The following is a 15,148-nucleotide window of genomic DNA, read 5'->3' as shown; positions in this document are numbered from 1 at the left end:
GTAAGACCCCTTGAAGACGACGAGGTAGATAGGTTGGAGGTGGAAGTGCAGCAATGCATGGAGCTGACCAATACTAATCGGTCGAGGGCTTATCCTAACATTTAGAATGCAAATTCGTTTCGATCCAGTTTTCAGGCGATTAAGCCTGATATGGATTATATGGAAAGAAGTCTTTTTTGGAGAGATACCCAAGTGGCTATAAGGGGACCCTCTGCTAAGGGGTTAGACTGCGTAAGCGGTGCGTGGGTTCGAATCCCACTCTCTCCGCCATTCCAATCCATAACATTACTAATTATTGTGGCGGTGTAGCTCAGCTGGCTAGAGCGTACGGTTCATACCCGTAAGGTCGGGGGTTCGATCCCCTTCGCCGCTACCATAATACCTGGAGGCTTAGCTCAGCTGGGAGAGCATCTGCCTTACAAGCAGAGGGTCGGGGGTTCGATCCCCTCAGCCTCCACCATTTATAAAACCGTAATACCTTACACTGTGCCGGTGTAGCTCAATTGGTAGAGCAACTGACTTGTAATCAGTAGGTTGGGGGTTCAAGTCCTCTCGCCGGCACCATCTTTTATCTAGGTGTGGAACCGTGGTGTAGTTGGCCTAACATGCCTGCCTGTCACGCAGGAGATCGCGGGTTCGAATCCCGTCGGTTCCGCCACTTATTTTATGAAGTATAGTTTTCCACATGAAAGTGGAAGTGCATAACTATTCCACTGCATTGTCATGTAAAATTTCATATGGCTCGGTAGCTCAGTCGGTAGAGCAGAGGACTGAAAATCCTCGTGTCGGCGGTTCGATTCCGTCCCGAGCCACCTTTCTTGGGGGATTAGCGAAGTGGCCAAACGCATCAGACTGTAAATCTGCTCACGTACGTGTTCGGTGGTTCGAATCCATCATCCCCCACCATTTATGAGCCATTAGCTCAGTTGGTAGAGCACCTGACTTTTAATCAGGGTGTCGAAGGTTCGAGTCCTTCATGGCTCATCCCAATTAGAAAAAGTCATCACCTTTATGGTGGTGGCTTTTTTGTTTTTCCAGTGAAATTCTGAAACAGAATCGTAGTAATTCAGTTTAAAAATTCTGTCTTTGTTGAATTATAAGAATATCCATGCAGTGTAGAAACGAGGGATATTCCTTGATATATGATGCAATTATTATCGGTGGTGGGATTGCTGGTTTACAGGCAGCGATTCAGTTGGGACGCTACTCGGCTCATCGTGTACTGGTGGTGGATGCTGGGAAGGGTCGTTCGAATCTGTGCCGGAGCTATCATAATATACTGGGGTGGCCAGATGGCATATCCGGTGAGGCGCTGAGGGCCAGTGGTAGGGTGCAGGCGGAGCGTGTCGGCGTTGAATTTCTGGCGGATGAGATCCTAAAGGCGGAGAAGCAGGAGGGGCATTTTCAACTGCAGGGTAGCCAAGGCCAAACCTATCACACGAGGACGATATTACTGGCAACTGGGGTATCAGACCGTTTTCCAGAACTTCCAGGATTGATCTCCTTGCTGGGCAGTAGTGTCTATGTGTGCCCCGACTGTGACGGATATGAGATTCAGGACCAGCAGACTGTGCTGCTGGGTGCGGGGGAAGCCGGGGCGAATATGGCGTTTATTTTACGTGAACGAACCAGTCAGTTAACCTATATTAATCATGAGAAAAAGGTGCTGACCCCTGAGCTGCTAAAGCGTCTGAACGCAGAGGGCATAACATATATAGAAGAAGCTATATCGCATGTGGACGGACATGAGGATGGAATGATTGCAGGAGTAGCTCTGGAAAATGGGACATTTCTTCCTGCAGAGCGTGGATTTATTGCTTTTGGTGGGAATCCTGTACATTCGGAACTTGCAGCCCAGCTGGGGGTAGAATTGCATAAGAACAAGCACATAGAAGCTAATAAGCGTTCAATGACAACCAATGTGGAACATGTATGGGTGGCAGGAGATGTAGCAGTTCATGCAGAGCAAGCGACAGTAGCTATGGGCGAGGGTGCCCTGGCTGCAATCTGGATGAACAAGGCTTTAAAGAAACTGAAACGTGAAGACCATAACCATACTTAGAGCAGAACTGAAATATGACATGGAATTGCACAAGATATTATCGTTCGACCTTTTCTGACACCGCATGTTGTGTAGAAATATGTTAAGATAGTCGAAAAGAGTAAGAGTGGTGGAGTATGGTGACGATGGATAGCGAGGCATTGCGTCAAAAGTTGGAACAGCTCACCGGAAAAAGAACCGGACTTAAGCAGTTAGGGAGGCAGCAATCGGCTTCCCTTTTTGGCATAGGAACGGAAGGTAAGGATCAGCCTGTTATCTCTGAGGGAAATTTGTGGGTGCCCTTATATGATAATGATGGCCGTATAATGGCATTGTGGGTAGAATTGGAAGGTCTTAGTCCGCGGGAAGTTCAGTTGGTCAATTATGCAGCCCAGAACTTTGCAGTAGCGCTGAAGGCCACGGGATTCCGCGAAGAAGGCGAGGCGGAAGCCCGCCAGCTTAGCAGTTGGTTGAATGTCCAGTTGGAGCAAGAGAAGGATGACGCGGAGATCCCTGATGATATGGCTTTAAAGAGCCGATTATTCAGCGATATGATTCCTTTTCTCCTAAGTAGTGAAAACGTACACAGTCCTCAGATATCTTACAGATCGCTGATGAAGCTGCTGCGGAGTTATTTTGAGAATGAGGTTTTACTTATTCCGCTGCAGGAGAAGGAATGGCTGATTTTAGCGCGTAAGGAACTGCTCACCGGCGGGGATGATAAGGAAGATGAGGAAGAGAATGAGGATGATCTGCTGGCCCAGACTTCAATGGGGCTGCATGAGCTGATTGCCAGTGAATGGGTGGGGATCTTCCATCTAGCGGTAGCACCAGCGGTCGTTCCGGTCAAAGGTCTTACCGGTTCAGTGGCGTTACTACGAGAAACCATCATTTTAGGGCGAATTTTTCAGGTTGGTGAATATATTCATCTGCCATGGGAGCTTCGCTTGGAGCGTTTAGTGAATAGTATTCCTGATTCCAGACGACGCAAGCTGCTTGGGCAGATTGGCGACTATACCTCTGTCTTGTCTGACAAGGAGATGCTGCTGACACTGGAGACTTTTTTTGAAATGGACTGTAATGTGAGCGAAACCGCCAAGAAGCTATATATCCATCGCAACACGCTGCTGTACCGCCTGGACAAGATCAAACAGGAGACAGGGGCCGATGTCCGAAGCTTTGGAGACGCCGCAATTGTAAAGCTCACCATGCTATTGTATAAAGTGACGAAAAGAAAATAGGTTTTTTGTGAACGTTACAAATAGCCATCCCGGCATAACTGGGGTAAGATAAGTGTACAAGAAACGAATTGATGTTTTAATCCAATAAATGACTCGAGGGGGAAATACAATGGCAGGCGTACGTTTAGAGCATATTTTCAAAAAATACCCGGGTTCTGATAAAGCTACAGTAGAAGATATCAATCTTGATATTAAAGATAAGGAATTTTTGGTACTGGTAGGACCTTCCGGTTGTGGTAAATCTACTACACTTCGTATGATCGCAGGTCTGGAAGAAATCTCTGAAGGTAAAATGTACATTGGCGACCGTGTCGTGAATGACGTTGCTCCTAAAGACCGCGATATCGCGATGGTATTCCAATCTTACGCGTTGTACCCGCACATGAGCGTGTACCAAAACATGGCGTTTGGTTTGAAACTGCGTAAAGTGAAGAAAGAAGAAATCGACAAGAAGGTACGTGAAGCTGCGAAGATTCTCGACATCGAGCACTTGCTTGAGCGTAAACCAAAAGCACTCTCCGGTGGTCAACGCCAACGTGTCGCTTTGGGACGTGCGATTGTCCGTGATCCGCAAGTCTTCTTGATGGATGAGCCTCTTTCCAACTTGGATGCTAAACTTCGTGGTCAAATGCGCGCGGAAATCACTAAGCTGGTTAAACGCCTTGAAACCACTTGTATCTACGTAACGCATGACCAAACAGAAGCTATGACAATGGGTGACCGTATCGTAGTTATGTACGATGGTATCATTCAACAAGCTGCTTCTCCTGAAGAGCTGTACAACCAACCTCAAAACCTGTTCGTAGCGGGCTTTATCGGTTCCCCTACTATGAACTTTATCACTGGTACTTTGAGCGAAGTAAACGGATCTGTTCGTTTCCGCGCTGATAACCTGGATGTTGAAGTTCCAGGCGGCAAAGCTCAAATCGTTCGTAACAAAGGTTACATTGGTAAAGAAGTGGTTATGGGCGTTCGTCCGGAAGATATCCACGAAGAGCCAGTATTCCTGGAAGCTTCTCCGAACACAATCTTCTCTTCGTTGGTTGATGTTACCGAGAACCTTGGTCACGAAATGCTCTTGTACTTGAGCGGTGTGGGTAACGGTACTGTGATTGCACGTGTAGACGGACGTTCTACAACTCGTGAAGGCAGCAAGCCAAAACTCGCGATCGACATGAACAAAGTTCATTTCTTCGACAAAGAATCCGAAAAGAACATCTTGCTGGGATAAGACTTATCCAGTTTTACGAGCCACCCCTTTGGGGTGGCTTTTTTGTTGTCTTGTGGAGGGAATATTATCTTCGTCAAAAGGGGATATACCCTTAGTTAGAGGGCTATAAGATTGCATTCATAGGCATTATCCATTAAGATTAGCAGGAGAATTACCTGCGGATGGAATGGGAATATCATCCTAACCGAACGCGGGATAGCGGATAAAAAACCGCAGGCGAGGAAAGGAAGAATTCACATGGCTAAGAAGGTTAAAGTATCGGAATTGGTACAAAATTTTCAATTAGAAGTGGTATCGGGACATGAGGGCCTGAAGCGGCCGATCACGGTCGATGACCTCAACCGCCCTGGTCTGGAAATGGCCGGTTATTTTGAATATTACCCTGAAGAACGAGTTCAGCTGCTGGGCAAGACCGAGCTGGCTTTCTTCTCCATGCTACCGGAGGAAGAGCGGAAGAGCCGTGTTCGGGGCATTTGTAATGACAATACGCCTTGTATTGTAATCACCCGTGCTTTGGAAGTGCCACAGGAACTTATTGATATAAGTAATGAAAAGGGATTGCCTGTGTTGCGCAGCTCGATGGCGACTACGATTTTTTCCAGCCGTCTGACGAGTTTCCTGGAAGGTCGCTTGGCTCCCACAGCTACCATTCATGGCGTACTGTGTGATGTGTATGGAGTAGGGATGCTTATTACAGGTAGCAGTGGTATCGGTAAGAGTGAGACAGCACTTGAGCTTGTAAAACGCGGTCACCGTCTGATTGCCGATGATGCGGTTGAGATCCGCCAAACTTCGGATAACCAGCTTCATGGTACAGCACCGGAACTGATCCGTCACTTGCTGGAGATTCGCGGTGTAGGGATCATCAACGTGATGACGCTGTTTGGGGCAGGAGCAATTCGCAATCATAAGCGTATTACGCTAGTAGTAAGACTTGAAGCTTGGCAGCAGGATAAGCAATACGACCGCCTGGGACTCGATGAGGAAACGACTCGTATCATTGATACCGATATTCCGCTGGTAACCATTCCAGTTCGTCCGGGACGTAACCTTGCGGTTATTATCGAGGTTGCGGCGATGAACTACCGTTTGAAGCAAATGGGCTTTAATGCGGCTCTGCAATTTACCAACAAATTAACAGCCACCATTTCCGAGGATATGGATGATCTGGACTAGGAGTGTGAGAGAATGTTCCCTTTAGCTTTAGACCCTATAGTCTTTAGAATTGGTTCTCTGCCGGTTCACTGGTATGGCTTGATTCTGGGACTGGGGGCATTGGCGGGGTTATTTCTGGTCATTCGCGAAGGTAACCGTTTTGGCATTCCTCAGGAGTTTTTTATGGACATGCTTTTGCTGGGTGTACCCTCCGCAATTATCGGTGCCCGCATTTACTATGTAGCGTTCAAGTGGAGTGACTATAAGGATAACTTTGTCGATGTCTTTAAAATCTGGAACGGGGGCATTGCCATCTATGGCGCGCTGATTGGAGCCATAATATGCGGAATCATTTATTTCCGGTATAAAGGTTATCCATTCTGGCGCATTATTGATATTTGCGCACCTGGGCTGCTCACTGGTCAGATGATCGGGCGTTGGGGGAACTTTGTGAATCAGGAAGCTTATGGCGGCGTTGTTGAGGAATCTTTCCTGCGCAACAAGCTGCATCTGCCTGACTTCATTGTCAATCAAATGTACATAGGAGATGCCTTTCATCATCCTACCTTCCTCTATGAGTCACTCTGGAGTCTGCTGGGGATCGCACTCCTAATGGTGCTGCGGCGCCAGAAGTTCGTCCGAGCGGGTGAAATATTCCTGTCTTACTTCATCTGGTACTCTATTGGACGTTTCTTTATTGAGGCCTTGCGTACGGACAGCCTCGGTTACAATGGCAGCAGTGGTCTGGCCTCGTTCATCAGTGGACTGTGGAGCCCGATGAAATGGTTAGGCTTTGAACCTGGGTACCTGGACCCGAACTACGGAAATATCCGCATTTCTCAGCTGTTGTCCTTGTTAATTATTGTTGCCGCTGTAGTGCTCATTATTATCCGCCGGACTACAGGACAGCCCAAGGCTCATTATTCCGATCCTATTGTCTCGACTAAGATCGGGAACGCTGATACCGTTGTACCTGATAGTGCAGAGCATACACCACAGAAGACTTCTCAAGGGTCACAGGCCGGTCTCAAGCCGCCTGCTGAAGAGGATAAGAAGGAGCAGTAAACTTTGAAAATTGAATGCGTTCTTTTTGATCTGGATGGAACGATTGTTGATACGAATGAGCTGATTCTCAATTCGTTCATGCATGCACTACAGCACAATAACCTGCCCGCACTGAGCAGGGATGAGATGATTCCTCATATGGGGACTACGCTTCAACACCAGATGAGAGTATTCTCGGGGCTAGAGGATGTAAGCGTATTGGAGTCTTCCTACCGCGCCTATAATTACGAGCATCATGATGCTCTGATTCGTTCTTTTCCACATGTGAATGAGACGATGGAAGCATTGGCCCAGCGGGGGATTAAGATGGGGATTGTAACCACCAAGATCCGTCCGACGACCATCAAGGCCCTAGAAATGTTCGACCTACTCAAGTACATGGATACCATTGTGACGGTGGACGATGTTACGGAACCTAAGCCACATCCAGAGCCTGTCCTGACAGCTGTTCGCAACCTGAATGCTGATCCCGGCACGACCCTGATGGTGGGCGATAGTATCGTGGATATTCAGTCAGCCAAGGCTGCAGGGGTTTACGCGGCGGCTGTTGCCTGGTCACTCAAGGGCGCGGAGACGCTTAGCAAATATGGACCGGACTATATTATCCACGATATGAAGGAAATCTGTGATCTCGTGGATCAAGGGACGGATTAATCGTGAGAAATGTGACCCGTTATCCGGTAGAAGGACATAACTCGCTGTGGTACATCTACCGCACGGTCAGCCCGTGGAAGGGTGTTAAAAACTTTATTTTCATCCAAATTGCCCGTTACTGTCCCATCCTGCCGCTAAAGAACTGGATATACCGGCGGGTGCTCGGCATGAAGGTGGGGAAGCATACCGCGTTTGGACTGATGGCGATGGTGGATGTATTTTTTCCGGAAAAAATAACGGTTGGTGAAAACTCAATTATTGGCTATAACACAACTATTCTGGCGCATGAGTATCTCATTAAGGAATATCGCCTGGGTGAAGTCATTATCGGGGAGAACGTGCTGGTTGGTGCCAATACCACGATCCTTCCCGGGGTGACTATTGGGGATGGGGCTGTTGTAGCTGCGGGCTCTGTAGTCCACAGAAATGTGCCAGCCGGTGCTTTTGTGGGAGGTAATCCACTTAGAGACCTGAGACCGTCCCAAACCGCAGATCGTGTGGAAGAATCGTGAATAACGGCTTGGACCCTGCAGTTGAATATTGCGTGCTTGTGCGCAACACCTGCAGGGTTTTTCGCGTCTTGTATGAATAATAGAAATACATAGTTTAACAGGAGGGAAGATGATGAAGCAAAAAGAAAGGATTCCGCAGCTGGATATTTTCCGGGCCATTGCTATTTTCGCAGTGCTGGCGATTCATGCTACTTCGCGTACGCTGGCGGAGACGCTGGGAACCTCAATGTTTCACCCGTTCTTATTCATTAATAAATTCAGTCAGTTCGCGGTACCCTCATTCGTATTCCTGAGCGGGTTTGTCTTGTTCTACAATTACATAGATCGGCCACTAAGCGGGAAGACGCTTGGGAAATTCTACAGTAGACGGTTAATTTATATCGTCGTGCCGTATGTGATATTCTCGCTGATGTACTTTGCACTGAAAATGACCGCAGGCCACACATGGAGTCTACCGCCCATGGAGCTGGCTTCCAAGCTGGGGAAGTATCTACTGACAGGTACGGCGTATACGCACCTTTATTACGTCATTATCATTATTCAATTCTATGTACTGTTCCCGCTCATCCTGTGGTGTCTGCAAAAGGTTCGCTCCCTGGCGGCTTGGGCCCCGTTAATCGGGCTGGCGCTTCAGTGGGGCTTCGTCATTCTAAACAAATATATGACCAATCACGGGTACTGGCAATTGACGAAGGGGAGTCTGGCCATCACATACTTCTCTTATTTCTTGCTCGGGGCAGGAGTAGCGGTCTATTACGGATCGTTAAAAAAATGGCTGGTTCCTTCCCGCGAAGGCTGGCGTGCCGGTAGAGGTTCTGCCTGGGTTGCTCTCTGGTTACTTTGGATCGCGGCGGGTGTGGTCCATGTGGAGCTATGGTTCAATAACTTTACCAAGAAAACGGTCATCAACAGCTTGTGGTATGAGGCATTCTCCAACCTGCATGCACTGCTTTCCTGTCTTGTACTGCTCCAGCTGTCCTTCCTGCTCTACGGTGCAGGCCGCAGTTTGACAGCAAGATTGTTGACCTCCGCCGGCGCTTGCTCGTTCGGGATCTACCTGATCCACCCGGCGATACTCTTCTTCTATAGAAAACTGCCATTCCATGGCGGTTCGCTGGCTTACACTGCAGCCATTGCCGGAGGCTGGCTAGCCGCGTTGCTGGTGTCTTGGATCATTGTCGCTGTAGCCTTCCGATATGTGAAGCCAGCATGGATTGTGTTTGGCTCTGCACCGCAGAAGGCCAAACCAGGTGTGCATAGCTGACCTGCCGACCTGTAGTCTACAGTAATTACTTGATAATCAATGACAGCTTCAAAAGCGCCGTACATCCCCACACTGGGGTGTACGGCGCTTTCTGGTTACAGTAGATGTAGGGAGTTGATCCTACTCCCCGGCTTGTTCCCGCTGGAACCCGGCAATAGCCTCGTACTGGCTTTCCAGGCTTCGGAATACAGAGATATAGATCGGCAAGAGCTTCTTGTACACCTTGGCATGATCAGGAATTGGAGGATGCTGATGAGTGGACCCGATCATATCGAACACGATGTCGAAGGAATCGGCACGCCCAGTGGCGAGCAGCCCGAGGACAACCGCGCCTAGACAGGAGCTCTCGAAGCTCTCCGGCACAACAACCTCTTGGTCGAAAATATCGGCCATCATCTGCCGCCAGAGCGGGGAGCGGGCGAAGCCGCCTGTCGCGAGAATTTGATGCGGACGGCCAATACTCTCCTCCATCGCTAGCAATACGGTATACATATTGAAGATAACGCCTTCCAGCACGGAGCGGATCATATGCTCCTTATGATGGTTCATCGACAATCCAAAAAAGGAGCCGCGTGCATCGGGATTCCATAGCGGAGCACGTTCGCCTGTCAGATAAGGATGGAATAGCAAGCCGCCGCTGCCGGGAGGGACCTGCTCGGCGATACGCGTCAGAACCTCGTAGGGATCGATGCCAAGACGCTTCGCTGTCTCTACTTCAGAGGCGGCGAATTCATCGCGTACCCAGCGGAACAGCATGCCACCATTGTTCACCGGTCCGCCGATGACCCAATGGTCAGCTGTAAGAGCGTAACAGAAAATCCGCCCTTTAGGATCTGTAACTGGACGATCTACAACTGTACGGATAGCCCCGCTGGTCCCGATTGTTGCGGCAACAACGCCTGGCTGGATAGCACCTACACCGAGATTGGACAGCACGCCATCACTGGCACCAACAACGAACCGGGTGGATTGGAGCAAGCGAAGCTTGTCCGCCAGCCCGGGGAGCAGGCCCTGAATGACATGTGTAGTCGGCACAATCTTCGAGAGCCGGTCTTTGGTAATCCCGGCGATATCAAGGGCTTCAGTATCCCAGTCCAGCTGCTCCAAGTTAAGCATGCCTGTCGAAGAGGCGATAGAGTAATCAATGACATATTCGCCGAACAGTTTGGCGAATATGTATTCTTTAATGGAAATGAACTTATCCGTCTGCCCGAACACATCCGGCTGATCCTCCCGCAGCCACATCAGCTTGGTAATTGGCGACATGGGATGTATAGGTGTACCTGTTCGGAGATACAGGTCCTGGCCCTGCAGTTCATTCTTGAGACGCAGCGCACAGCCTGTGCTGCGGTTGTCGGCCCAGGTGATACAGGCCGTTAAGGGATTGCCGCTGCGGTCAACGGCAATGACACTATGCATGGCGGAACTGAAGGAGACGAACAATACATCGTTCGCCGAGGATCCGCTCTTATTCATTACATCCGAAATGGTGCGGATAACTGCTTCCAGGATTTCATCCGGGTCCTGCTCTGCCACCGATGGGGACGGCTGGTGGAGCGGATAGCCGATATTAGCCTGGGCTACAATGTCACCGTTTTCCCGGAAGAGGACCGCTTTGGTACTAGTTGTCCCGATATCCACGCCAATCATATAGGAATTGCTCATGCTTCAGTCCTTCTTTCCATTGGAAGTGCTGCATAAGAAAACAACATTTTAAAGGGATTTCATGCAGTCTGAAGAAAATATATTACATACACAATTAAATAAATGTCTGACGTATGCCCGTATTCTAAGTACAAGAGACCAGCCGAGCTGGACTCTCGAATAATTTTAGCATACCTCGTGAGGGTGGTTCCAACCCCTTTAAGTCAGATATTTGCATTATGTCTTAGCAGAGTAGAAGGTCAAGAAAGCCTGTAGATACGCTAACAATTAAGAAATCAGGCTTGAACAGCCCTAGTTTTACAAGGCACAATTGACGATTTAGAGCAGTACGTGATACGATATTGCAAATACTTTAATTATCTACCACTTTACCATAGTGAAGTAAGTGGAATCTATAAATCCAATGATACCTGATGAGGTGAACCTAGAAGATGTCCAAACCAAAAGGATTCGAGAAGCCAGCCGGCGTGCGTGACTATCTCCCGCATGCGGTATCGAAGCTGCGCAAGATTGAAAGAGACGTGCTGCATTGCATGAGCCGTTGGGGATACCGGCAGATGATTACACCTACGCTGGAATACTACGATACCGTTGGTGTTGCCAGCTCTACATCCGATCAGAAGTTATATAAATTGCTGAATAACCGTGGTCAGGCACTTGTGCTGCGTTCAGAGATGACTGCACCCGTAGCCCGGGTGGTCTCCTCGCTGCTGAAGGATGAGCCACTGCCGCTACGTCTTTCTTATCACGCGAATGTCTTCCGGGCGATTGAGGAAGAGGCCGGGCGGGAAGCGGAATTTTTCCAGACTGGCGTTGAACTGGTAGGCGACGATTCCCCCGAGGCGGATGCAGAGGTGGTTGCGTTGGCGATTGCATCGTTACAGGCCGCAGGCGTGAAGTCTTTCAAAATCGCGATGGGACATGTGGGTTTCCTGAATGGGCTATTTCAAGAAGCCGTGCCCGGTCTGCCGGAGGCTCAGGAGGAATTGAAGAGCCATCTGCTGGGCCGGGATTATGTCTCCTTCCGTGAGACCCTCCACCGTCTTGAACTGCCGGAAGCACAGAAGAATGAGCTTAACGGCCTGCTGCGGTTGCGCGGAGGTAAGGAAATATGCGGTCAGGCGCTGGAGCTTAGCGGTCATCCGCTGGCCCGGACTTCAATCGAGCACTTATGCAAGGTTTGGGAAGTGCTGGAGTCTTACGGGGTGTCTCAGCATGTGTTGATCGATCTGACGATGATCGGAGACTTCACATACTACACCGGAATGACTTTCGAAGGTTATGCGGCTGAGCTAGGTTTCCCGGTATGCAGCGGTGGACGTTATGACAATCTGCTGCAGCAGTTTGGTCGTCCCGTTCCTTCCACAGGCTTCTCGCTCAAGACGAACCGTATCTTGGACGGTGTACCTGCAGAGACTGAGACGGAAGAACTGCCGATTCTGGTTCAATACGATGTATCCCGGCGCCAGGAAGGGCTGCAGGAGGCTGCACGTTTGCGGTCCGAGGGGCGTGTTGTAGTAACCCGTTTGGTCTCCGAGCAAGGAGATTCTGATAGCCTTGAGAAATCAGGGGCTGATAACGGCAAGCAGCAAGAAGCAAGATATGAAGAAATTCGAACATTCGCGGTCCGTTCATGACCTTGAATTAACATATAATCAACCAGAACTGAATAACTGTCGTGGCAGAAGAACAATAAAATGACCGCACCGGAAATGGAGGCAATTGAACAATGGCGCAGATTTTGAAGGTGGCTATGCCTAAAGGCCGCATTTACAATAAAGCGGCGGAATTATTCCGCCAGGCCGGGCTTCCGATTCCGCCGGATGGCGAAGAATCCCGCAAGCTGGTCGTCCCAATTCCTGAAGCTGGCATGGAATTCATACTGGCGAAGCCGGTAGATGTCCCTACATATGTCGAATATGGCGTGGCAGACATCGGAATCGTAGGGAAGGATGTACTGCTGGAAGAGGAACGGGATGTGTACGAACTGCTTGACCTCGGTATTGCACGGTGCCGGATGTCGATTATCGGACTGCCGAACTGGCAGCCGGGCATTCAGCAGCGGGTAGCCACCAAGTATCCTAATGTAGCGTCCCGTTACTTCCGCGAGCAGGGACAGCAGGTGGAGGTCGTGAAGCTGAACGGCTCTATCGAGCTGGCCCCGCTGATCGGACTTGCGGACCGGATCGTAGATATGGTAGAGACCGGACAGACCCTGCGGGATAATGGACTCGTGGAAATGACAAGTATCTTTGAAATTACAAGCCGTCTTGTGGCGAACCGGGTGAGCTACCGAATGAAGAATGCGGAAATTCAGCAGCTGTGCGACCGCCTTCAAGGCGTGATTGCAGGCCCAGGGCTCGAAGCTAGCGTGAACAAGCCGCGTTAAGGATGTCTAAAGGAGGAACCAGCAGTGAAGATCCAATCAAGTAAGGAATTCAATCTTCAGCGGGAAGTTGAATATGGAACGCCGGAGCAGAATAAGGCCGTGAAGGATATTGTGGCCGATATTAAAAAAGAAGGAGACGCTGCGCTTTTCCGGTACACGGAGCGTCATGACGGCGCCCTCTTGACGCCGGATACACTGCGGGTGAAGCCGGAGGAGCTGGAGGCAGCCTACGGCAAGGTTGAGGCGTCGTTTGTCTCCGCCATCCGCGCGGCGGCAGCCAACATTCGGGCGTTTCATGCCCGGCAGAAACGCAATTCCTGGATGGATCTGCAGCCGGATGGCACCATCCTCGGCCAGATCATTCGCCCGCTGAAGCGAGTGGGCGTATACGTTCCTGGCGGGAAGGCGGCATATCCGTCTTCCGTGCTGATGAACGTAATCCCCGCTCAAATCGCGGGGGTGCCGGAGATTGTGATGGTGACTCCACCATCCACCGGCGGCAAGGAAGGCATTGACCCTTATATTCTCGTGGCCGCCGCGGAAGCGGGCGTACACGAGATCTACCGTGTCGGTGGCGCACAGGCGATAGCCGCACTGGCCTACGGCACGGAGAGCATTGCGCCTGTCGATAAGATCTGCGGCCCCGGCAACATCTACGTCGCGCTGGCAAAGCGCGAGGTGTACGGGGCTGTCGATATCGACAGCATCGCCGGTCCAAGCGAGATTGTCGTGCTGGCGGATGAGACCGCCGAGCCGGCTTATGTCGCTGCTGACCTGCTCTCACAGGCCGAGCATGACGAAATGGCCTCGGCCATTCTGGTGACGCCGTCGCGCAGCCTGGCGGACGCTGTAGCCGCTGAAGTCGAGCGGCAATTGCAGGCATTGCCACGGCAGGCCATCGCCCGGGCCTCGGTAGAGAACTACGGTGCGATCATCGTCGTAGAGTCGATGGAAGAGGGCATCTCGGTAGTTAACCGGCTAGCGCCGGAACACCTGGAGATTGTAACAGCCGATCCGATGAGCCTGACCGGGGCGATCGAGAATGCTGGGGCAATTTTCCTGGGTGCGTATAGCTCAGAGCCGGTGGGGGATTATTTTGCGGGACCGAACCATATCATACCGACCAATGGTACGGCACGTTTTTCCTCCCCTGTGGATGTGGACGATTTTATCAAGAAATCAAGCCTGATCTACTACAGCAAGGAAGCTTTGCTGCGTGACGGGCAGACGATTATAGAACTGGCGCGCCGTGAAGGGCTGGAAGGCCATGCGCGGGCCATTGAAATCAGACTTGAGAACGAACTGAAAGGTGGAAACGGTAATGGAGAGCAATAACGGACAGGTAGCACGCGAAGCGGGGTTAAGCCGCACAACGAACGAGACGGACATCAAGCTGTCCTTTGCTGTAGACGGGAACGGGACTTCGGAGCTGGAGACCGGGGTGCCTTTTCTGAACCATATGCTGGATCTCTTCACCAAGCACGGCCAGTTCGACCTCAAGGTTGAAGCGAATGGCGATATTGATATTGACGATCACCACACGGTGGAGGATATCGGTATCTGTCTGGGACAGGCGCTGCGTGAAGCGCTGGGTGATAAAAAAGGAATCAAGCGTTATGCGAGTGTGTTCGTTCCGATGGACGAGGCGTTGGCCCAGGTCGTTATTGATATCAGCAACCGCCCTCACTTCGAATACCGGGCAGAATACCCTTCTCAGCAGGTAGGCAGCTTTTCCACGGAACTGGTGCAAGAATTCCTTTGGAAATTTGCTCTCGAAGCACGGATTACACTGCATGTCATCGTGCACTACGGCTCCAATACGCACCACATGATCGAAGCTGTGTTCAAGGCGCTGGGACGTGCACTGGATGAAGCTACTTTGATTGATCCTCGTGTGAAGGGTGTGCCTTCCACTAAGGGAGTGCTGTAAC

At 50.4% G+C, this 15,148-nt stretch carries 13 protein-coding genes, 8 tRNA genes and 1 rRNA gene; 21 read left to right on the top strand and 1 reads right to left on the bottom strand.

Features of this window, described 5'->3' with window-relative positions:
* The 17 genes from AC3Y23_RS27005 to AC3Y23_RS26925 all read left to right on the top strand — a co-directional run.
* Positions 1-97 (top strand): 23S ribosomal RNA (locus AC3Y23_RS27005); the annotation flags it as partial.
* 81 nt (positions 98-178) lie between these two features.
* Positions 179-270 (top strand) — tRNA-Ser (locus AC3Y23_RS27000).
* A 29-nt stretch (positions 271-299) separates the two neighbouring features.
* Positions 300-376: transfer RNA gene (locus AC3Y23_RS26995), tRNA-Met, on the top strand.
* A gap of 8 nt (positions 377-384) precedes the next feature.
* A tRNA-Val gene (locus tag AC3Y23_RS26990) sits at positions 385-460 on the top strand.
* 28 nt (positions 461-488) lie between these two features.
* A tRNA-Thr gene (locus AC3Y23_RS26985) sits at positions 489-564 on the top strand.
* A gap of 16 nt (positions 565-580) precedes the next feature.
* Positions 581-658: transfer RNA gene (locus AC3Y23_RS26980), tRNA-Asp, on the top strand.
* Positions 659-739: 81 nt separating this feature from the next.
* Positions 740-812: transfer RNA gene (locus tag AC3Y23_RS26975), tRNA-Phe, on the top strand.
* 8 nt (positions 813-820) lie between these two features.
* A tRNA-Tyr gene (locus AC3Y23_RS26970) sits at positions 821-906 on the top strand.
* A 5-nt stretch (positions 907-911) separates the two neighbouring features.
* A tRNA-Lys gene (locus AC3Y23_RS26965) sits at positions 912-984 on the top strand.
* Between the two features lie 151 nt (positions 985-1,135).
* A complete protein-coding gene (locus AC3Y23_RS26960; protein ID WP_379204985.1) occupies positions 1,136-2,062 on the top strand; it encodes an NAD(P)/FAD-dependent oxidoreductase in 927 nt (308 codons plus the stop codon).
* 125 nt (positions 2,063-2,187) lie between these two features.
* Complete coding sequence (locus AC3Y23_RS26955) at positions 2,188-3,282, top strand: PucR family transcriptional regulator (protein WP_379204983.1); 1,095 nt, start codon at positions 2,188-2,190, stop codon at positions 3,280-3,282.
* A gap of 109 nt (positions 3,283-3,391) precedes the next feature.
* On the top strand, positions 3,392-4,513 hold the full coding sequence (locus AC3Y23_RS26950) for an ABC transporter ATP-binding protein (RefSeq protein WP_379204993.1): 1,122 nt from the start codon (positions 3,392-3,394) through the stop codon (positions 4,511-4,513).
* Positions 4,514-4,750: 237 nt separating this feature from the next.
* Entirely contained in the window at positions 4,751-5,689 is a 939-nt protein-coding gene (hprK, locus tag AC3Y23_RS26945; RefSeq protein WP_379204981.1) for an HPr(Ser) kinase/phosphatase, read from the top strand.
* 12 nt (positions 5,690-5,701) lie between these two features.
* Entirely contained in the window at positions 5,702-6,733 is a 1,032-nt protein-coding gene (gene lgt, locus AC3Y23_RS26940) for a prolipoprotein diacylglyceryl transferase (RefSeq protein ID WP_379204979.1), read from the top strand.
* Positions 6,734-6,736: 3 nt separating this feature from the next.
* Positions 6,737-7,387, top strand: a complete 651-nt coding sequence (gene ppaX / locus AC3Y23_RS26935) for a pyrophosphatase PpaX (protein ID WP_379204977.1) — start codon at positions 6,737-6,739, stop codon at positions 7,385-7,387.
* A gap of 2 nt (positions 7,388-7,389) precedes the next feature.
* A complete protein-coding gene (locus AC3Y23_RS26930) occupies positions 7,390-7,899 on the top strand; it encodes an acyltransferase (protein WP_379204975.1) in 510 nt (169 codons plus the stop codon).
* Between the two features lie 112 nt (positions 7,900-8,011).
* Positions 8,012-9,163 carry an acyltransferase gene (locus AC3Y23_RS26925; RefSeq protein WP_379204973.1) on the top strand — a complete coding sequence of 384 codons (1,152 nt, stop codon included), beginning with the start codon at positions 8,012-8,014 and terminating at the stop codon, positions 9,161-9,163.
* 120 nt (positions 9,164-9,283) lie between these two features.
* Here AC3Y23_RS26925 and gntK read toward each other — a convergent pair whose 3' ends face one another.
* A complete protein-coding gene (gene gntK, locus AC3Y23_RS26920; RefSeq protein ID WP_379204971.1) occupies positions 9,284-10,828 on the bottom strand; it encodes a gluconokinase in 1,545 nt (514 codons plus the stop codon).
* Between the two features lie 431 nt (positions 10,829-11,259).
* Here gntK and AC3Y23_RS26915 point away from each other — a divergent pair, with 431 nt between their 5' ends.
* The 4 genes from AC3Y23_RS26915 to hisB all read left to right on the top strand — a co-directional run bounded on the left by AC3Y23_RS26915 (position 11,260) and on the right by hisB (position 15,147).
* The gene (locus AC3Y23_RS26915) at positions 11,260-12,465 is read left to right on the top strand and encodes an ATP phosphoribosyltransferase regulatory subunit (protein ID WP_379204969.1); all 1,206 of its coding nucleotides are present in this window, start codon (positions 11,260-11,262) and stop codon (positions 12,463-12,465) included.
* A gap of 92 nt (positions 12,466-12,557) precedes the next feature.
* Positions 12,558-13,217, top strand: a complete 660-nt coding sequence (hisG, locus tag AC3Y23_RS26910) for an ATP phosphoribosyltransferase (protein WP_379204967.1) — start codon at positions 12,558-12,560, stop codon at positions 13,215-13,217.
* A gap of 24 nt (positions 13,218-13,241) precedes the next feature.
* Positions 13,242-14,552 (top strand): histidinol dehydrogenase, encoded by a 1,311-nt coding sequence (hisD, locus tag AC3Y23_RS26905; RefSeq protein WP_379204964.1) that lies wholly within the window; start codon positions 13,242-13,244, stop codon positions 14,550-14,552.
* On the top strand, positions 14,539-15,147 hold the full coding sequence (gene hisB / locus AC3Y23_RS26900) for an imidazoleglycerol-phosphate dehydratase HisB (protein WP_379204962.1): 609 nt from the start codon (positions 14,539-14,541) through the stop codon (positions 15,145-15,147). The genes hisD and hisB overlap by 14 nt, the downstream gene beginning before the upstream one ends.
* Position 15,148 lies beyond the last annotated feature (1 nt).

The sequence above is a fragment of the Paenibacillus sp. MAHUQ-45 genome (assembly GCF_058133325.1).
The sequence above is the reverse complement of the archived record's forward strand: the minus strand, read 5'-3'. Positions and strand labels throughout refer to the sequence as shown.

What these genes read in the sequence shown, in the direction of transcription:
- AC3Y23_RS26915 (WP_379204969.1), top strand. Translation starts at nt 11,260, where the DNA reads ATGTCCAAACCAAAAGGATTCGAGAAGCCAGCCGGCGTGCGTGACTAT.
- AC3Y23_RS26950 (WP_379204993.1), top strand. Translation starts at nt 3,392, where the DNA reads ATGGCAGGCGTACGTTTAGAGCATATTTTCAAAAAATACCCGGGTTCT.
- hprK (WP_379204981.1), top strand. Translation starts at nt 4,751, where the DNA reads ATGGCTAAGAAGGTTAAAGTATCGGAATTGGTACAAAATTTTCAATTA.
- hisB (WP_379204962.1), top strand. Translation starts at nt 14,539, where the DNA reads ATGGAGAGCAATAACGGACAGGTAGCACGCGAAGCGGGGTTAAGCCGC.
- AC3Y23_RS26925 (WP_379204973.1), top strand. Translation starts at nt 8,012, where the DNA reads ATGAAGCAAAAAGAAAGGATTCCGCAGCTGGATATTTTCCGGGCCATT.
- AC3Y23_RS26955 (WP_379204983.1), top strand. Translation starts at nt 2,188, where the DNA reads ATGGATAGCGAGGCATTGCGTCAAAAGTTGGAACAGCTCACCGGAAAA.
- gntK (WP_379204971.1), bottom strand. Translation starts at nt 10,828, where the DNA reads ATGAGCAATTCCTATATGATTGGCGTGGATATCGGGACAACTAGTACC.
- lgt (WP_379204979.1), top strand. Translation starts at nt 5,702, where the DNA reads ATGTTCCCTTTAGCTTTAGACCCTATAGTCTTTAGAATTGGTTCTCTG.
- hisG (WP_379204967.1), top strand. Translation starts at nt 12,558, where the DNA reads ATGGCGCAGATTTTGAAGGTGGCTATGCCTAAAGGCCGCATTTACAAT.